General features: G+C 66.9%; 18 protein-coding genes. 4 read left to right on the top strand and 14 right to left on the bottom strand.

The features are described 5' to 3' along the window. Position 1: 1 nt before the first annotated feature. The 5 genes from DW355_RS05625 to DW355_RS05645 all read right to left on the bottom strand — a co-directional run bounded on the left by DW355_RS05625 (position 2) and on the right by DW355_RS05645 (position 5332). Positions 2-1135: an ABC transporter permease gene (locus DW355_RS05625; protein ID WP_131278334.1), complete on the bottom strand. Its 1134-nt coding sequence runs from the start codon at positions 1133-1135 to the stop codon at positions 2-4. After that, on the bottom strand, positions 1128-2657 hold the full coding sequence (locus DW355_RS05630) for an ABC transporter ATP-binding protein (protein ID WP_131278335.1): 1530 nt from the start codon (positions 2655-2657) through the stop codon (positions 1128-1130). Before DW355_RS05630 ends, DW355_RS05625 begins: the two co-directional genes overlap by 8 nt. 94 nt (positions 2658-2751) lie before the next feature. Beyond that, complete coding sequence (locus DW355_RS05635) at positions 2752-3843, bottom strand: BMP family ABC transporter substrate-binding protein (protein ID WP_131278336.1); 1092 nt, start codon at positions 3841-3843, stop codon at positions 2752-2754. A gap of 80 nt (positions 3844-3923) precedes the next feature. After that, entirely contained in the window at positions 3924-4310 is a 387-nt protein-coding gene (locus DW355_RS05640; protein WP_131278337.1) for a VOC family protein, read from the bottom strand. Positions 4311-4324: 14 nt separating this feature from the next. Beyond that, the gene (locus tag DW355_RS05645) at positions 4325-5332 is read right to left on the bottom strand and encodes an isopenicillin N synthase family dioxygenase (protein WP_131278338.1); all 1008 of its coding nucleotides are present in this window, start codon (positions 5330-5332) and stop codon (positions 4325-4327) included. A 218-nt stretch (positions 5333-5550) separates the two neighbouring features. Between DW355_RS05645 and rutR the strand changes: the two genes are divergently transcribed. Further along, positions 5551-6300 (top strand): HTH-type transcriptional regulator RutR, encoded by a 750-nt coding sequence (gene rutR, locus DW355_RS05650; RefSeq protein ID WP_131278339.1) that lies wholly within the window; start codon positions 5551-5553, stop codon positions 6298-6300. Here the strand turns inward: rutR and DW355_RS05655 are convergent. The 7 genes from DW355_RS05655 to rutA all read right to left on the bottom strand — a co-directional run bounded on the left by DW355_RS05655 (position 6280) and on the right by rutA (position 11946). Next, positions 6280-7521 carry an NAD(P)/FAD-dependent oxidoreductase gene (locus DW355_RS05655; RefSeq protein WP_131278340.1) on the bottom strand — a complete coding sequence of 414 codons (1242 nt, stop codon included), beginning with the start codon at positions 7519-7521 and terminating at the stop codon, positions 6280-6282. The genes rutR and DW355_RS05655 overlap by 21 nt on opposite strands. Before the next feature lie 170 nt (positions 7522-7691). Beyond that, positions 7692-8207, bottom strand: coding sequence for a flavin reductase (locus tag DW355_RS05660; protein WP_131278341.1), 516 nt, complete (start codon positions 8205-8207; stop codon positions 7692-7694). 19 nt (positions 8208-8226) lie between these two features. Then, on the bottom strand, positions 8227-8817 hold the full coding sequence (locus DW355_RS05665; RefSeq protein ID WP_131278342.1) for a malonic semialdehyde reductase: 591 nt from the start codon (positions 8815-8817) through the stop codon (positions 8227-8229). Between the two features lie 6 nt (positions 8818-8823). Next, positions 8824-9624, bottom strand: coding sequence for a pyrimidine utilization protein D (gene rutD / locus DW355_RS05670; protein ID WP_131278343.1), 801 nt, complete (start codon positions 9622-9624; stop codon positions 8824-8826). 5 nt (positions 9625-9629) lie between these two features. Further along, positions 9630-10022 (bottom strand): pyrimidine utilization protein C, encoded by a 393-nt coding sequence (gene rutC, locus DW355_RS05675; protein ID WP_131278344.1) that lies wholly within the window; start codon positions 10020-10022, stop codon positions 9630-9632. Between the two features lie 44 nt (positions 10023-10066). Then, complete coding sequence (rutB, locus tag DW355_RS05680) at positions 10067-10816, bottom strand: pyrimidine utilization protein B (protein WP_242671305.1); 750 nt, start codon at positions 10814-10816, stop codon at positions 10067-10069. A gap of 11 nt (positions 10817-10827) precedes the next feature. Next, positions 10828-11946: a pyrimidine utilization protein A gene (gene rutA / locus DW355_RS05685; protein ID WP_131278345.1), complete on the bottom strand. Its 1119-nt coding sequence runs from the start codon at positions 11944-11946 to the stop codon at positions 10828-10830. 330 nt (positions 11947-12276) lie between these two features. Here rutA and ruvB point away from each other — a divergent pair, with 330 nt between their 5' ends. Then, positions 12277-13353, top strand: a complete 1077-nt coding sequence (ruvB, locus tag DW355_RS05690) for a Holliday junction branch migration DNA helicase RuvB (RefSeq protein WP_131278346.1) — start codon at positions 12277-12279, stop codon at positions 13351-13353. A 140-nt stretch (positions 13354-13493) separates the two neighbouring features. Further along, the gene (locus DW355_RS05695) at positions 13494-14300 is read left to right on the top strand and encodes a MipA/OmpV family protein (RefSeq protein WP_165493130.1); all 807 of its coding nucleotides are present in this window, start codon (positions 13494-13496) and stop codon (positions 14298-14300) included. 79 nt (positions 14301-14379) lie between these two features. On the opposite strand, the gene DW355_RS05700 is transcribed toward DW355_RS05695, so the two are convergent. Together DW355_RS05700 and DW355_RS05705 are read right to left on the bottom strand one after the other, a co-directional pair. Further along, the gene (locus DW355_RS05700; RefSeq protein WP_131278348.1) at positions 14380-15249 is read right to left on the bottom strand and encodes a lysoplasmalogenase; all 870 of its coding nucleotides are present in this window, start codon (positions 15247-15249) and stop codon (positions 14380-14382) included. Between the two features lie 72 nt (positions 15250-15321). Then, complete coding sequence (locus DW355_RS05705) at positions 15322-15630, bottom strand: hypothetical protein (protein WP_131278349.1); 309 nt, start codon at positions 15628-15630, stop codon at positions 15322-15324. Positions 15631-15760: 130 nt separating this feature from the next. Between DW355_RS05705 and DW355_RS05710 the strand changes: the two genes are divergently transcribed. Further along, a complete protein-coding gene (locus DW355_RS05710; RefSeq protein WP_131278350.1) occupies positions 15761-17011 on the top strand; it encodes an ABC transporter substrate-binding protein in 1251 nt (416 codons plus the stop codon). Positions 17012-17048: the final 37 nt, after the last annotated feature.

Raw genomic sequence — 17048 nt, forward strand, 5'->3', positions numbered from 1 at the left:
CTCAGGCGGGCGACACGCGACGCAGGCGGTAGCGAATGAAGAAATCGGACGAGGCCACGCAGACCACGATGATGGCCTGGATCAGCTGCACCATCGAGAACGGGACCTGGTAGAAGACCTGCAGGCTGCGGCCTGCCACGAAGAGCGTGGCGATCAGCAAGGCGACGGCCGTGGCCGCGATGGGATGGTTGCGCGCGAGGAAGGCGATCAGGATGCCCGAGAAACCGTAGCCATGGTGGAAGGCCTGGGTCAGGCGCCCTTCCTGGCCGGCAGCCACCAGAAAGCCGGCCACACCCGCCAGCGCGCCCGAGACCAGCACTGCCAGCAGCATCATGCGGTTCGCTGGCACGCCCGTGGCGTGGGCCACGTCCGGATTGGCGTCGACGAAGCGCAGGTAGAGCCCCGCGCGGCTGAGCTTGACCAGCCACCAGGCCAGCAGCATGGCGATCAGTGCCAGCGTGATGGCCGCACCCGAGGCGCCAAGAAACTCGGGCAGGCGTTCGAAGCCACGGAACTGGGGTGAGTGAGGGAAGGCACTCTGCGGGTCCTTCCAGGCGCCGTACAGCAGATGCAGCAGAAAATTGCCCGCGATGTAGTTCAGCATCAGCGTGGCGATGATCTCGTTGACGCCCAGGTGCAGCTTGAGCAGTGCAGGGCCCAGCGCCCACAGCAGGCCGCAGGCCGCAGCCACGCAGAGCATGAAGGTCAGGCGCAGCGCGGGCGGGCCGATCTCGAAGATGGACATTGCCGTCGCGCCGATGGCACCCCAGACCATCTGGCCTTCCAGGCCGAGGTTCCAGAAGCGGGCACGGAAGGCGATGGCGGCGGCCAGCCCGACCATGATCATGGGCGAAGCCTGGAACAGCACCGCCTGCAGGCTTTGCGCGTCGAAGATGGTGGCGATCACGAATTCCTGGAACAGCTCACCGGCCGGCACGCCGGCGGCAACCAGGATGGCGCCCGAGACAAGCAGTCCGGCCACCACGGCCAGGAGCAGTACCAGTACCTGCCGGTGCCAAGGCATGTGCTGACGGACTTCCAGGGTGTAGCGCCGACTGAGCCAGGGCTCATGGTGGCGCGTGACCGTGGAAGCGGTGCCGGAGGCCCCATCCGTCGTGGCGACGAGTTCAGTCATGGTGGGTCATGGCTTGGCCGATCGCCTGGCGATCCGCCGGTTGTTCGAATTCGGTGACGATGCGCCCGCCAGCCATCACGCCCACGCGGTCGGCCAGTTGGAGCACCTCGTCCAGGTCCTCGCTGATCAGCAGCACGGCAGCGCCGGTGTCGCGGGCCGCGCGCAGCCGCGCATGCACCTCGGCGCTGGCGCGCACGTCCAGACCACGGCTGGGGCTGTGCGCCAGCACCAGGCGGGGCTGCTTGCTGAATTCGCGCGCGATCACCAGTTTTTGCGCGTTGCCACCCGACAGCAGCGCGGCCTTTTGCGCCGGCGACCGCACGCCCTGCACGTCGAAGGCCGCCACGGCCGCGCGTGCGTCGGCGTCGAGCCTGCGCCGGCGCAGCCAGGCCCAGCCGCCGTAACGGCCGTCGCGCACCTGGCCGATGCCGAAGTTCTCGGCGATGGAGAGGCTGCCCGCCAGGGCCAGGCGGTAGCGGTCGGCCGGGATGACGGCCATGCGCAGGGCATGGCGTTGCGTGGGTGACAGGGCCTTGAGGTTCCAGTTCTGCAGGTGGATCTCGCCTTCGGTCGCACCCGGCAGCCCCATCAGCGCGCCGGCCAGTTCGCTCTGGCCGTTGCCACCGACACCGGCGATGCCGTAGATCTCGCCCGCACGCACCGTGAGCGTGACGCCATTCAGGGCTCGTCTTCCCTGCGACTGCGCGCCCCGCAGGTCGCGAATCGTCAGCAAGGGCTCACCCGGGGCCTGAGGTGAGCGGTCTGTTCGAACCGCCCCCGCGTCCACGCCCGGACCCACGGTCAATCGCACCAGGTCGGAGACCGAGGTTTCAGCGGGATGCAGCGTGGCCACGGTACGCCCGCCGCGCATCACGGTGACGCGGTCGGCGTAGGTCTTGACATCGGCCATCCGGTGCGTGACCAGGGCCACGGCCGCGCCGGCCCGCGCGAGGGTGCGCACGGTGTCCAGCAGACGCGCGGCCTCCTCGTCCGTCAGCACCGCCGTTGGTTCGTCCAGGATCAGGATGCGGGCGCCGGCCAGCAGCACCTTGAGGATCTCGACACGTTGCTGCTCGGCGATGGACAGGCGATCTATGCGCGCCTTGGGGTCGATGGCGAAGCCCAATGCTTCGGCCTGCGCGCGCACGCGGGTCTCGACCGTCGCCAGCCGCTGGCGATGGCTGGTGACGGATTCGAATTCAGATTCGGGCAGACCGAGCAGGATGTTTTCGGCCACCGTGAACGGTCGCACCAGCTTGAAGTGCTGGTGGACCATGCCGATGCGCTGCCGGGCCGCGTCGCGCGGGCCTTGCAGGCGCACCGGATTGTCATCCACCAGCAACTCGCCGGCCTCGGGCTTGTAGAGACCGGCGGCGATGTTCATCAGGGAGGACTTGCCCGCCCCGTTCTCACCCAACAGGGCATGAACCTCGCCCCAAGACAGTTCGAAGTGGGCCGCGTCGAGGGCGAGGAATCCGTCGAAGGTCTTGCGTATGCCCCGCAGGGTCAGCGCGTTGGTCATGAGGCCCCCACGCTCCCCACTGCGTGTGGTTCGCTGCCCCCCGAGGGGGCGCGAGCTTGCTTGGGGCGGCCCGGCGCGGCGCTCATGCTCCCTCTCATTTCTGGGTTACCACGCCCTTGACGAACCAGTCCATCTTCCAGAGGTCGCCGTCGGACAGCACTTGGCCAGCGGCCACGCGCTGCTTGCCGTCGCGGTCGAGCAAAGGGCCGGCGTAGATCTGCTTGCCCTTGAGCAGCGCGTCACGCTCGGCCAGGATCAGCTTGGCCTTGTCGGCGGGCACGGCGGGGCCGAAGCCGGCAATGTCGGTGCCACCGTCCTTGAGCGGGATGAAGGCGCCATAGGGCGCCGGCTTCCAGCCGCCGGCGATGATCTTCTTGAGCTCGGTGACCAGGAACTTGTCCCACACCCAGACCGAGGAGCACAGCGTGGCCTTGGGGGCGAACTGGCGCAGGTCGCGGTGGTGGCCGGTGCCATAGACACCGCGCTCTTGGGCGACGATCTGCGGCGTGGGCGAATCCACGTGCTGGCCGATCACGTCGGCGCCCTGGTCGATCAGGGCCGAGGCGGCGGCGCGCTCCTTGACCGGGTCGTTCCAGGTGCCGGTGTAGATCACGTTGACCGTGGCGTTGGGGTTCATCTTCTGCGCACCCAGGGCGAAGGCGTTGATGGTCCAGTTCACCACGCCAAAGGGATTGGCCGCGACGAAGCCCAGCTTGCCCGTTTTGGAGGTCGCACCGGCGGCCATGCCACACAGGTACTGGCTTTCATAGGTGCGGCCGTAGAAGGATTCAAGGTTGGGCCCATTGGTGGTGCCCGAGGCGTTCAGAAAGGCCACCTTGGGGTACTTGGCCGCCAAGTCCTTGAAGGCATCGGAATGGCCGAAGGCGGTGCCGATCACGATGTTTGCGCCGCGCGAGATGAAGCGTTCGGCTGCGGGCTTGATGACGGAGGCGTCCTCGGTGATGTTCTCGACGAAGTTGATCTTCATGCCGAGTTCCTTCTCGATCTTGACGCGGGCCTCGTCGAAGGCCTGGGTCCAGCCACCATCGTTTTTTGGCCCGTAGTACAGCATCGCGATGGACGGCTTGCCCGGCAGGGTGTAGCCGTCGGCGGCGGGGGCTGGTGTGATGGATGCGGCGGCGACCGCGAGGCTCACCGCGGCGATGGAAAACAGCTTGAGCAACATGGGAAGGCCTTTCTGATCAGGGGCGGGAGGAGGAATACGGGTTGAGAGGCTGTGGTGAGAGCAGGGCCTTGTGCTGGCTCTCACATCATGAAGTTGATGCGAAACACATTGCCCTCGGGGTCGAGCAGCACCGACTGGTACCAGTTGTAGTACGTGACGTAGGGTGGCTTGATCAGCGTGGCGCCGGCCTCGATGGCGAGTGGCACCAGGCGGTCCACTTCCTCCTTGCCGTCGACGTCGATGTTGAGCAGGAACTTCACGCCGCGCGTATCGGAGAACTCCGAGAGCTGCAGCAGTTCGTAAGCGTCCAGTGCGTTGAAGCCCAGGCTGGACTTGCCGGTGTCCAGCCCGCGGAAGATGGGCGAGCGGATGGATTCGATTTCAGGGAAGCCGAATACCCGCTGGTAAAAGCCCGACAGGGCCACCACGTCCTTGGCAAACACGTTCACGTAAGAGAGATGTGCCATGGTCGCCACTCTGCTCAGGCCGTGACCTTGGTGCCGCCGAAGGTCGTCTGCTTGACGAACTTGGAGGTCAGGTGGTCGCCCGAGCTGATCGGCGCATGCTTCGGAGTCTCGCCCGGAGCCAGGCACACGGGCAGGCATTCGATCATGGCGTCGTAGTTGGGCTGGTGGAAGAACACCAGGGACTGGCGGCGCGTGTTCTTCATCGCGTCGTCGAAGGGCGGGTTGACCACGCGGTGCAGCGTGGACGTCCACTGGTCGTTGGTCCATTGCATCATCAGGTCACCAATGTTGACCGCGAAGGCATCGGGCATGTGCGGCACGTCCACCCATTGGCCGGCCTTGTTGAACACCTGCAGGCCCGGGCCGTCGGGCCGCACGATGGTCAGGCTGCCGTAGTCGCTGTGAGCGCCGGCGCGCATCTGGCCGGGCAGGGGCGGTTCGGTCTGCGCGGGGTAGCTCAGCACGCGGAACATGCTGATGTGCTCGTTGATCTTGTCGTCGAAGTAGGTCTCGGGCAGGCCGAGTCCGAGCGCGAACATGCACATCAGCGAGCGTGACAGCGCGCTCATGGCCTCGAAGTAAGCGGTGTAGGCCTCGCGGAAGTCAGGCAGCCCTTCGGGCCACAGATTGGGCTCGAAATGCGCGCCAGCGGCCGGGCCACGGTGGTAGTCGTCTTGCGGGACGTTGCTGGGGCCGATGGAGAAGGATTCCTTGAGGTCACCGGGCGCCGCTTCCTCGAGGCTGTACGACAGGCCTTCCTCGCCCACGGCACTGTAGCCACGCACCGCGTCGTCCCGGGGGCGATCCACCTTGCGTTTTTCGGCCAGAGGCAGCGCGAAGAAGCGGCGCGAGGCCTCGGACACGCGTTGGATCAGCGCCGGGTCGATCTGATGGTGGGTGATGACCAGGAAACCGATGCCCCGGCAGGCTTCGTCGACGGCGCGTGCCACCGCAGCCTTCCCTTCGGGCGTGCCCGTGAACCAGGGTTGAAGATCGATGACGGGAACATTCAGCACGGACATGACGGGCTCCAATGAGGCGCGCGGACGGACATGGAGGTCTTGCAACGTCCATGCCAACTTTGGACCAGTTGGACAAATATGCCGGACAGTCCGGCGCGCTGGGCTGGTGCGCCTGCGCGCTGCGCTGGTGCACCAGGCCCGCACGCTTCATGCATGATGCGAGCAGATGCCGAAGGTGGTTCGCCGCCGTCGCCGCGCCAACTCCAAGCACCGCCCACATGCCCTCGCCCCCTGTCCGCAAGCCCGTCCGATCCCCGTCGCTCGCGTCACGCGGGACCCCGGCGAAGCAGCCAGCGCCCAAGCGCGTGGCGGTGCCCGGCAGCCGGCGGCTGCGGCAGATCGAGGACAAGCGCAGCGCCATCCTGGGCGCGGCGCTGGGGCTGTTTTCCCGTTACGGCCTGCATGGCACGACGGTGGATCAGGTGGCGGCGCGCGCGGGCGTGTCCAAGAGCAACCTGCTCTACCACTTCGCCAACAAGGAAGAGTTGTACGTCTCGGTGCTGCGCGACCTGCTGGCGGTCTGGTTGGAGCCGCTGCGCAGTTTCACGGTGGAGCAGGACCCGCGCGAGGCCATTGCGGCCTACATTCGCCGCAAACTCGTGATCTCACGCGACCGGCCCGATGCCTCGCGCCTGTTCTGCCTGGAAATGATCCAGGGCGCGCCCCTGCTGCGCGATGAGTTGGCGCGCGAGTTGCGCGACCTGGTGGCGGCCAAGTCCGAGGTGATCCGGGCCTGGGTCGCGGCGGGCAGGCTGGCGCCGGTGGAGCCGCACCATCTGGTGTTCGCCCTATGGGCGCTGACCCAGCACTACGCCGACTTCGCGGTCCAGGTGCAGGCCATCACGGGCCAGACCCTGGACAACCCCGAATTTTTCGAGCAGGCCGTGGACAATGTGCAGCGCCTGGTGCTGGAAGGCATTGTCGTTGCGCGGCGCGGCGACCCGTCTTCAACCGAAGCGGGCCGGTGAGTAGGGTTGCGGGTCAATCCACGGCGTGTCGCCATCCACCATCTCGGCCAGCAGCCGGCCGCTGATGGGGCCCAAGGTGAAGCCTTGGTGCGCGTGGCCGAAGTTGAACCACAGACTGCGGTGCCGGGGCGCAGGGCCGATCACCGGTTTCATGTCCGGCAGACAGGGCCGCGCGCCGCGCCAGGGTTGTGCCTCCACCGGCGTGGGCAGGTCCAGTAGTTCGCGCGCGGCGGCCTCGGCCCGCGCCAGTTGCCAGGGCGTGGATGGCGCGTCGCGGTGCGCGAACTCCGCGCCCGTGGTGATGCGAACTCCGCGCTTCATCGGTGCGATGACCAGGCCGCGGTCCGCATCGAGCAGCGCGCGTGTGGGGCCCGCGGTGCCCGTGTAGTGACGGTGATAGCCGCGCTTGACGAACAGTGGCAAGCGGTAGCCCAGCGGGCGCAGCAGCGTGTCGGCCCAGGGGCCCAGGGCGACGACCGTGTGTTCGGCCTCGATCATGCCGTCATCGGCGCGGACCGACCAGCCGGTGGCGCCCTGCCGCAGCGAGGCGGCGTCGCCGCGTGCGATGCGGCCGCCTCGGCTTTGGAACAGCGCCGCGTAGCGAGCGACCAGCTCACCCGGATCGTTCACGCTCCAGGGGTCGAGCCAGTCGATGGCACCGGCCAGGCGCCGTTGCAGCGCGGGTTCGGCCCGCGCCAGTTCGTCGGGCGTGAGCGCCGCGTGACGCAGCCCATGCTCAGGGGCGACGCGCGCGGCCGTGCGCAGCGCCGCGTCCAGACTGGCCGGGTCGCGAAAGACCCAGCGGTAGCCTTCACGCCGCACCAAATCGTTCGCGCCGGCGGCCTCGATCAGCGGCGCATGTTCGGCGATGGCCTGGTCGGAAAGGCGGCCATAGGCCTGGGCAATGGCTGGGTAGCGCGCGGGTGCCGAGTTGTGCCAGTAACGGGTTAACGATCCGGCGATGGCTGGCAGCGCGGAGAAGTGGTAGTTCACGTCGCCACCGCACTTGAAGGCGGCACGCAGCAATTTACTCAGTTCGCGCGGAAACGGATAGGGTTCCACGGCCTCGCACTGGATGATGCCGGCGTTGCCATACGATGTTTCTTCGCCTGGACCACGGCGGTCCATCAGCACGACGTCGTGCCCGCGCTGCCGCAGGTGCAGTGCGGTGCAGGTGCCCACCATGCCAGCACCCAGGACGATGACGGTGGTCGGGTTCATGCCAGGATGGGCGCGCGTGAGCGCGCGGAAAAGTGGGCCATGTCGTGGAGGTTCGGATGAACGGGGGCTCGCGGGGGAGGGTTCCCTTGGGGCGTTCACCGCGAGGCGGAAATCATCGCATTCTGCCTCGCGATGGCCGCAAGGCATTGAAGGCCCGAGGCGCAAGACGCTCAGGGCACGGCATGCACCGCGCCGAGCGCGTGGTAGCCGCGGTCGAAGTAGACCAGCCCCTGCGCCCTGTCGCCCATCGCCAGCGCCAGCACTTCGCAGATCAGCACGTCATGGGTGCCCACCGCATGGCGCTGGACCACCCGGCAGTCGAAGGAGGCCGCCGCGCCGTCGAGAACGGGGACGCCCGAGGCCAGTGTGTTCCAACGGCCTTGCGCGAAACGTGCCTCGCTGGGCGTCTTGCCGCCGAACAGCGTCGACAGCGCCTGCTGTTCGGCATCCAGCACGTTTACGCACAGCACCCCGTTGCCCAGGAAGGCCGGATAGACCGAGGCCGCGCGGTTCAGGCAGACCAGCAGCGTGGGCGGTTCGTCGCTGACGCTGCAGACGGCGGAAGCCGTGAAACCGGCGCGTCCGGCCGGCCCGTCGGTGGTGATGATGGTGACCGCCGCGCCCAGCCGCGCCATGGCATCGCGGTAGTCGGCGCGGGTGACGGGAGTCGTGGCGATGGCGGGCATGAGGACGGGCTCCGGGGACTCAGGCCAGGCGGCAGGCTTCGTCGAACGGCAGGCGGGGAAGCCGTTCGCGCAGATGGCTGGCGTCGCCATGGCCAAGGTTGATCAGCAGGTTGGTGGTCCAGGGGGTGCCGGCGAAGAAGGCGGCATCCACCTTGGCTTTGTCGAAGCCGGACATGGGGCCCACGTCCAGCCCCAGCGCGCGGGCCGCGAGGATCAGGTAGGCCGCCTGTAGGCTGCTGTTGCGGAAGGCGGTTTCGTGCGCGGCTGCGGGGCTGCCGGTGAACCAGCTGCGGGCATCGACATGCGGAAACAGCCGGGGCAGGGCCTCGTAAAAGGCCGTGTCCCAGGCCACGATCACGGTGACGGGTGCGCTCAGAGTCTTGTCCAGGTTGCCCTTGGACAGCGCGGGTGCCAGGCGTTGCTTGCCTTCCGGCGTGCGTACGAAGACGAAGCGCCCAGGCGAGCAGTTGGCCGAGGTGGGTGCCAGGCAGGTCAGGTCGTAGAGACGGCGCAGCAGATCGTCCGACACGGCTTCGTCGGCCCAGTGGTTGTGCGTGCGGGCTTCGGTGTACAGGGCGGCCAGTGCGGTGGCGTCCAGGGGTGGTCGCATATCGGTTCAGGCTTGGGGGGGATGGGGTTGCTGCGCCAGGAAGGCGAGCAGGCTGGCGTTGAAGGTCTCGGCCTGGGTCACGCTGTGGGCATGGCCGCCATGGGGCAGGGTGTGCAACTGGGCCTGGGGCAGGTTCGCCGCGAGGTGGCGCGAACAGGTCCAGGGCACCAGCGCGTCGTCCTGCGTGGCGCTGATCCAGACCGGGAGATCGACGCCGGGCAAGGCCGCGTCACAATCGAAGGCGCGCAGCGCGGCGATGCGCTGGCGCATGGTGGTCTCGCCGGGAAAATGCGCGATGGCGTGTTCCACCTCTGACTCCACGCGCTCCGGGTGTTCGGCGCACCAGGCCGCCGGGTAAAGGAAGATCGGTTGCGCTTCGCAGTAGGCGCGCGCGCCGCCGGCGGCCAGCAGCGCCAAGCGTGCCTCGAAGCAGCGAGCCGAATGCGGATTGGGCTGGGACCAGGCGTTCACCAGCCCCAGGCTGGCCACGCGGGCTGGCGCGTCCAACGCGAGCTGCAGGCCCACCAGACCGCCCAGTGCATGGCCCACGAGGTGGCAGCTTGGTGTGTGGGTGGCGTCCAGCAGCTCAAGCACGTCCTGCGCCATGTGGGCGATGCGGTAGGGCTCGGGCAATATGCCGCCGCTGCGGCCGGTGCCGCGCTGGTCGTAGGTGATCACGCGCCAGCCGGCACCCAGCAGCGCGTCGAGTTGCGGGCGCCAGAAGGCGGCCGCGCCGCCCAGGCCCGAGGACAGCAGCACCGTGGGCCCGTTGGCGGGCCCGAGCACCTCGTGCATCAGCACCGGCATCGCGTTCAGGCCTTCTTGCCGATGTGGGCGATGGTGGCGATTTCCACCAGCGCGTCGGGCTTGACCAGGCCGCACTGGATGCAGAAGCGCGCCGGCTTGCTGCCCGGGAAGAACTCGGCATAGACCGCGTTGATCTTGGCGTAGTTGGCCCAGTCGGTGATGAAGATGTGGTTCATGGTGACGTCGGCCATGGTGCCGCCGGCGGCTTGCACCACACCCTGGATGGTGTTGAGCACGTGGCGGGTCTGGGCGGCGGCGTCACCGACGTGGACGACGTTGTTGTCCTTGTCGAAGGGCAGCGTGCCCGAGACGTAGAGCACGCCGTCGGCCAGGGTGCCGGGCACATAGGGGGCGAGCGGCACGCCGGTGCCGGGCGGGATGATGGCGGTTTGAGGCATGGGGTTCTCCAGTCGGGAGTGAACGGGGTGAGGGGAAGGATCAATCAGCCGGCCAGCGTCTGGCAGAAGGCGTCGACGCTGGAGACCCAGCCGAAGAAGGTCTCGACGTTGTAGACCACGCCTTGCTGAATCTCGGGCGAGCCGAGCTGGTGGGTGGCATCTTCCAGCATGACCGCGAAGTACTCGAGGTGGAAGGCGTCGCGCAGCGTGGATTCCACGCAGACGTTGGTGGCGATGCCGGTGAACACGAGGTTGCGGATGCCACGCCCGCGCAGCGTGCTGTCTAGCGCGCTGTTGAAGAAGCCGCTGTAGCGCGGCTTGGGCACGACGATGTCGCCGGGCGCGGGCTTGAGCGCGTCGACCAGTTCGTAGTCCCAGCCGCCCTTGGCGAGGAACTTGCCCGACAACTCAGGCTTGGCGCGCATGGTCTTGAGCGCGTTGGACTTGTAGTAGTTCGGAGATTGCGGGCCACCGGCCTCGACGTACTGCGCGTCCCAGCCGTTTTGCAGGTAGACGACCCGCACGCCGGCCTGGCGCGCCGCCGCGATGCAGCGGCCGATGCTGGCGATGGTGCCCTGCGCGCCCGAGATGTCGAAACCCGCCGAGTCCACGTAGCCGCCCAGCGAGGCGTAGGCGTTCTGCATGTCGACCACGATGAGGGCGGTGTTGCTTGCCTGCAGCAGCAGCGGTTCGGGCCGCGCGGGCAGGGCCCAGGCGGGGGGCGCGCCCGACGGCGCGGGGATGCCCACCGGCGTGATGGACCTCAGGGTCTGGTTGGTCTTGGGGGCGTTCATGTTCGCGCTCCTCAGGCGGCGAGCGCCTCGGCCTTCACGCGTGAGGGCACCGGGCTGTCGACATGGGTGCGGGTCTTCATCAGCGGCTGGATGTGTTCGCCGAAGGCGTGCACGCCGGCCACGAAATCGTCGAAGGTCAGCAGCACGCCTTCGGTGCCCGGCACCTCGGCCATCTCGTCCAGCATGCGCGCCACGCTGGCGTAGGAGCCGACCAGGGTACCCATGTTGATGTTGACCGCCGAGGGCGTCGTGGGGTCGGTCATCTGGCGCACATTGGTGTCGCCGCCGGACTTGGTGTCGGCCGCACCCTGTTGCGCCATCCAGGCCACGGCCTCGTGATCGATGCCCGCCTTGTAGTGTTCCCATTTGGCGAAGGCAGCTTCGTCGGTGTCGTCGGCGATGACCATCATCAGCACGTAGGTCGTGACCTCGCGCCCGGTCTGGGCCGTGGCCTCAATCAACTTGTCGGCCGCGGGCTTGAAGGCGGTGGGGGTGTTGATGCCCTTGCCGAAGCAGAAGTTGTAGTCGGCGTATTGGGCCGAGAAGGCCATGCCGGCGTCGCTCTGGCCCGCGCAGATCACCTTCATGGGCGCCTGCGGTTGGGGGCTGAGACGACAGTCGTCCATCTTGAAATGCGTGCCCTTGAAGTCGGAATGGCCGGTCTCCCAGAGCTGGCGCAGTACCTGGATGTATTCCGAGAGGTACTGGTAGCGGGTGGAGAAGAACTGGTCGCCGGGCCACATGCCCATCTGCGAATACTCGGGGCGTTGCCAGCCGGTCACGAGGTTGAGGCCGAAGCGCCCGTTGGAGATGGAGTCGATGGTGGAGGCCATGCGCGCGACGATGGCCGGTGGCATGACCAGAGAGGCCGCGGTGGCGAAGAGCTTGATCTTGTGGGTCACGGCGGCCAGGCCGGCCATGAGGGTGAAGGTTTCCAGGTTGTGGTCCCAGAACTCGGTCTTGCCGCCGAAACCGCGCAGCTTGATCATGGACAGCGCGAAATCCATGCCGTAGCGCTCGGCTTCCTGGGTGATCTGCTTGTTCAGCTCGAACGTGGGCTTGTACTGCGGCGCGTTTTCCGACAGCAGCCAGCCGTTGTTGCCGATGGGGATGAAGACGCCGACATTCATGGCTTGCCTCGCGGTGGTGGGGAGTCTGGGGCCCAGCCCCAGGCGGGCAGGCCGACGAGACCCATGTAGCAGATACCGTGCCACCTGAAAAACTATTTATATTCAATGACTTAGTGATGATGAACGAGGTATTTTTGACCAAATGGTTCAAAGTGATGCGTGGCGTTTCCAAGTGACGACGGAATTGGTGCGCCGGTGCCCAGCGGCGGTGCGACGGGCCGGGGTGGTCATAGCGCGGGCGACGGGACGTGCGCGTGGGGCGGCTCTGCGGATCGGCGGGGGTGAAGGGTCGGTCGGGAATCACACGGATAATCCCTGGCCACAGCCACCATGACCATACAGACCGACGACTTCGCTCCCACGCCGCGCGTGGTGTCCGCCGCCAGTGCTTCCCCCAAGGAGGAGGTCATCGAACGCGCTCTGCGCCCCAAGTTGCTGGACGAGTACGTGGGTCAGCAGAAGGTGCGCGAGCAGTTGGAGATCTTCATCGGCGCGGCGCGCAAGCGCGAGGAGGCGCTGGACCACGTGCTGCTGTTCGGTCCGCCCGGCCTGGGCAAGACCACGCTCTCGCACATCATCGCGCAGGAGTTGGGTGTCAATTTGCGCCAGACCAGTGGTCCCGTGCTCGAAAAGCCCAAGGACCTGGCCGCGCTGCTGACCAACCTCGAGAAGAACGATGTGCTCTTCATCGACGAGATCCACCGCCTTTCACCGGTGGTCGAGGAAATCCTCTACCCCGCGCTGGAGGACTACCAGATCGACATCATGATCGGCGAAGGCCCGGCAGCGCGCAGCATCAAGCTGGACCTGCAGCCCTTCACCCTGGTGGGCGCGACCACCCGCGCTGGCATGCTGACCAACCCGCTGCGCGACCGCTTCGGCATCGTGGCGCGGCTGGAGTTCTACACTGCCGAGGAATTGACCCGCATCGTCACGCGCAGCGCGAAGCTGCTCAACGCGCCGATGGATGATCAAGGCGCGGTAGAGATCGCGCGGCGTTCGCGCGGAACCCCGCGCATCGCCAATCGCCTGTTGCGCCGCGTGCGCGATTACGCGGATGTGAAAGGCTCCGGCCGCATCACGCAGGAGATGGCGCAAAAGGCCTTGGTCATGCTGGACGTGGACCCGCAGGGCTTCGACCTGATGGACAGAAAGCTCCTGGAGGCGGTGATCCACCGCTTTGACGGCGGCCCCGTCGGGCTGGACAACATCGCGGCCAGCATCGGCGAGGAAGCGGGCACCATCGAGGACGTGATCGAGCCCTACCTGATCCAGCAGGGTTTTTTGCAGCGCACTCCGCGCGGGCGCGTGGCCACCCTGGCTGCCTACCGGCATCTGGGCGTGGCACCGCCGCAGGGGCAGGCCAACTTGCCAGGCACGCCGGACGCGGGACTGTTCGGCGCATGAGGGCGCGCGGCTTCCGCGTGGCCGGGCCGCGGGCGGCTTGCCTTGTCGCCTTGTTTGCGTGCACGGCCTTCCTGCTGCTGGTCCCTGGGCCATCCCGGGCGCAAGAAGCAGCTTTGGCGAATCCAGGCCAGTCGAATCCATTGCAGGAGGACACCGTCGCCGCTGCCGGCCTGCCGCGTTGGGAACTGGGCGCGGGCGTGGCCATGGTGGACTTTCCCCTGTACCGCGGCGCAGCCGAGCGGCAACGCTACTGGCTGCCCACGCCCTACGTGCAGTATCGCGGTGACTACCTGCGGGTGGACCGCGAGCGCATGCGCAGTCCCCTGCTGGAGAGCGAGCGGGTGGAAATCGACATCAGCGTCAATGGCTCCGTGCCCGTGGACAGCTCGGAAAGTCGCGCTCGCCGAGGCATGGACGATCTGGATCCCACCTTGGAGGTGGGGCCCGAACTGCGCTGGGTGTTGCTGCGCGACGAGCGGCGCACGGCGAGGCGCGGCGATACCTTCATCGACCTGCGTGTGCCCTTGCGGCCGGTGTTCGCTGTCAACACCGACCGTTTTGACCAAGTGGGCTGGTTGACCCAGCCCACGTTGAACCTGGCTTACAAGAACATGGCAGGCACGGGCTGGAATCTGGGTGCCTCGACGAGCTGGCTGTTTGGCGACGCAGGCTACCACCGCTATTTTTACGACGTGAACCCGCGCGATGCGACCGCTGATCGACCGGCCTACCAAGCCAGTGGTGGCGCCTCGGGGCGACAGCACACGCTGACTCTGAGCCGCATGCGTGGCGATCTGTGGTTTGGCGCCTTCTTGCGCCGCGATGACTTGCGCGATGCGGTTTTCGCCGACAGCCCGCTGGTGCAGCGCCGCACTGACCATGCCCTTGGCTTCGCCATGGGTTGGGTTTTCGTGCGGTCGTCGGAGCGGGGCGCGCCTCGCGATTGAACGGAAGCGCGAAGTGCAAGGCCAGGACACGCCGGGGCGTGACCATCCCGTGAGCCTTCCTTCGTCCTGGGCGTCGAACTCAATCCGGCGCGTGCAGCCAGCCGCGCACGATCAGCCACTGCGCGACGAAGTAGCTGGACAGCACCCACAGCGGCGCCAGCGGCAGGGGCATGACAAATTTGTTGACCGCCAGCAGGTAGTCGCTGGCCATGAAAAAAACCGCGCCCGTCGCCACCAGCAGCGCACCTGAGGTCCGGCGTGTCGCCGCCCGACCCAGCGCTTGCGCTGCCATGAGTGCGATCACCACCACGTAGGCCCCCACCGGGCCGTGCAAGGCCGAAGGCAGGCCGTGGCGCCAGAGCCCGGCGTACACCAGGGCGCCGAGCAGCAGCGGCAGCACCAGGGCTGGCCGGCTGGGAAACCAGGGCAGTCCGCGTCGGAAAAGAACCAGATAAGCCAGATGCGCCAGCAGAAAGCTCAGCAAGCCTTCCAGAAAATACGGGCCCGGCAGCATCAGGAACACGTCGCCCGCCAGGGAGCAGCCCTGCGCCAGCAGCAGGCTGAGCCCCGTGCCCCGTGACAGGCGGCCACGTGTCCAGGCTTGCGCGGTCCAGGCCAGGGCCAGCAACATGGGCAAGGGCTTGAAGATGCGGTGTTCGTCGGTCAGCGACAAGGCGGCGCAGGCCGTGGCGAGCACGGCGGCGTCGATGTAGAGCAGTTCCACCACGGTGATGCGTCCTTGCAGCAACGCTTTGGCGCTCCACAGTCCCGTGCCCAGGGCCAGCAGCCAGACGATGGCTTCGCCCAGGGCCTGAGTACCCGGTTGCGCCGGGGGCGTCGGTGGTGACAGGAAGGACAGCGCACCCGCCAGGATGGCGAGGAACTGCAGGGCGACGAGGGCCTTGACGGCGCGGGAGGCGGGAGGCTCGCGGCGTTCGGGGACGGGCATGCGCGGATTGTGCGGGCCCACGCCAGGCACCGCGTCTGGCAAAACCCTGAGGCGGGCAGCCCGAGGGCGCCGTTACTTGGGCGCGCAGGCCTGAGCGGCCTTGCCCAGTGCATCCAGCAGTGCCTTGCCTTCCTCGGGGCCCTTCAGCGCGAACTTGCTTTCATACCCCGAGCCCAGGGCGCCACCGCCGTAGACGATCTTGAATTCGTCTTTGCCGAGTTCGACGTACTGCACGATGTTGAGATTGATGTAACGACGCTTGCCGCCGTCTTCCGGCAACTCAAAGAGGCAGAAGCCACCGTTGCCGCTCACGTCGACGGTGGCGTGCGCGGGCAGGAGCAGGCCCAGGGCGAGTGAAAGCAAAAAGCTGCGATACATCATGTGCAAATTGTAGGGGGAGCGGGTGCGGGGCGGGGTAAACACCGATCGTTAGGATTGTTTAATTAATAAAAAATTAAAACTCTCTGACCCAAGAGTCAGGGGCATCTCTTACAAACAAGAAAGACCAACCATGAGACTCCATCGAATTCTGCTGGCCTGCGGCATGGCCCTGTCCGTCAACCTGGCCCTGGCGGCCGAAGTTGAAGTGCTGCATTACTGGACATCGGGTGGCGAAGCCAAGTCGGCGGCCGAGCTCAAGAAGATCATCAGCGGCAAGGGCCACACTTGGAAAGACTTTGCCGTGGCCGGCGGCGGCGGCGACAACGCGATGACCGTGCTCAAGAGCCGCGTGGTCTCGGGCAATCCGCCCGCGGCCGCGCAGATCAAGGGCCCGGCCATCCAGGAATGGGCGCAGGAGGGCGTGCTGGCCAATCTGGACGAAGTGGCCAAGGCCGAGAAGTGGGACAGCCTGCTGCCCGGTGTCGTGGCCAATGTCATGAAGTACAAAGGCGCCTACGTGGCGGCGCCGGTGAATGTGCACCGCGTGAACTGGGTCTGGGCCAACCCCGAGGTGCTGAAGAAGGCTGGCGTGGCCGGCATGCCGAGCAACTACGACGAGTTCTTCGCCGCGGCCGACAAGATCAAGAAGGCTGGTTTCATCGCCGTAGCCCATGGGGGCCAGAACTGGCAGGACTTCACCACCTTCGAATCGGTGGTGCTGGGCGTGGGCGGCGCCAAGTTCTACCAGGACGCGCTGGTCAAGCTGGACCCCAAGGCCATTGACTCGGCCACGATGAAGAAGTCCTTCGAGACTTTCCGCAAGATCAAGGGCTACACCGACAGCGCCGCGCCGGGCCGTGACTGGAACCTGGCCACCGCCATGGTGATGCAGGGCAAGGCCGGATTCCAGTTCATGGGCGACTGGGCCAAGGGTGAGTTCATCGCGGCCGGCAAGAAGCCGGGCAAGGATTTCCTCTGCGCCGCGGCCCCGGGCACGGCGAACGCCTTCACCTTCAACGTGGACTCCTTCGCCATGTTCAAGCTCAAGGACCCGGGCGCGCAGAAGGCCCAGGCCGCCCTCGCCGCGGCCATCATGAGCCCGGACTTCCAGGAGGTGTTCAACCTCAACAAGGGTTCCATTCCCGTTCGCCTGAACATGTCCATGGCCAAGTTTGACGATTGCGCCAAGCTGTCCAGCAAGGACTTCGTGGCCACGGCCAAGAACGGCGGCCTGGTGCCCTCGGTCGCGCACGGCATGGCCATCGCCCCGGCCACCGAAGGTGCGATCAAGGACCTGGTGAGCCAGTTCTGGAACGACGACAAGATCACCGTGGACGAAGGCGTCAAGCGCCTGCTGGCCGCGGCGCGTACCAATCCCTGAGTCCCAGGGTCTTCCCCCCTCTAGCAAGCAAGCAAAA

The organism is Hylemonella gracilis (assembly GCF_004328645.1).
GTDB lineage: Bacteria > Pseudomonadota > Gammaproteobacteria > Burkholderiales > Burkholderiaceae_C > Hylemonella > Hylemonella gracilis_B.

Excerpts from the sequence above, each read along its gene's own strand:
- rutD (WP_131278343.1), bottom strand. The coding sequence starts at position 9,624 with ATGCCGGTGCTGATGCACGAGGTGCTCGGGCCCGCCAACGGGCCCACG.
- DW355_RS05705 (WP_131278349.1), bottom strand. The coding sequence starts at position 15,630 with ATGATGTATCGCAGCTTTTTGCTTTCACTCGCCCTGGGCCTGCTCCTG.
- DW355_RS05635 (WP_131278336.1), bottom strand. The coding sequence starts at position 3,843 with ATGTTGCTCAAGCTGTTTTCCATCGCCGCGGTGAGCCTCGCGGTCGCC.
- DW355_RS05625 (WP_131278334.1), bottom strand. The coding sequence starts at position 1,135 with ATGACTGAACTCGTCGCCACGACGGATGGGGCCTCCGGCACCGCTTCC.
- DW355_RS05630 (WP_131278335.1), bottom strand. The coding sequence starts at position 2,657 with ATGACCAACGCGCTGACCCTGCGGGGCATACGCAAGACCTTCGACGGA.
- ruvB (WP_131278346.1), top strand. The coding sequence starts at position 12,277 with ATGACCATACAGACCGACGACTTCGCTCCCACGCCGCGCGTGGTGTCC.
- DW355_RS05710 (WP_131278350.1), top strand. The coding sequence starts at position 15,761 with ATGAGACTCCATCGAATTCTGCTGGCCTGCGGCATGGCCCTGTCCGTC.
- rutR (WP_131278339.1), top strand. The coding sequence starts at position 5,551 with ATGCCCTCGCCCCCTGTCCGCAAGCCCGTCCGATCCCCGTCGCTCGCG.
- rutC (WP_131278344.1), bottom strand. The coding sequence starts at position 10,022 with ATGCCTCAAACCGCCATCATCCCGCCCGGCACCGGCGTGCCGCTCGCC.
- DW355_RS05645 (WP_131278338.1), bottom strand. The coding sequence starts at position 5,332 with ATGTCCGTGCTGAATGTTCCCGTCATCGATCTTCAACCCTGGTTCACG.
- DW355_RS05660 (WP_131278341.1), bottom strand. The coding sequence starts at position 8,207 with ATGCCCGCCATCGCCACGACTCCCGTCACCCGCGCCGACTACCGCGAT.
- rutB (WP_242671305.1), bottom strand. The coding sequence starts at position 10,816 with ATGAACGCCCCCAAGACCAACCAGACCCTGAGGTCCATCACGCCGGTG.
- DW355_RS05655 (WP_131278340.1), bottom strand. The coding sequence starts at position 7,521 with ATGAACCCGACCACCGTCATCGTCCTGGGTGCTGGCATGGTGGGCACC.
- rutA (WP_131278345.1), bottom strand. The coding sequence starts at position 11,946 with ATGAATGTCGGCGTCTTCATCCCCATCGGCAACAACGGCTGGCTGCTG.
- DW355_RS05665 (WP_131278342.1), bottom strand. The coding sequence starts at position 8,817 with ATGCGACCACCCCTGGACGCCACCGCACTGGCCGCCCTGTACACCGAA.
- DW355_RS05640 (WP_131278337.1), bottom strand. The coding sequence starts at position 4,310 with ATGGCACATCTCTCTTACGTGAACGTGTTTGCCAAGGACGTGGTGGCC.
- DW355_RS05700 (WP_131278348.1), bottom strand. The coding sequence starts at position 15,249 with ATGCCCGTCCCCGAACGCCGCGAGCCTCCCGCCTCCCGCGCCGTCAAG.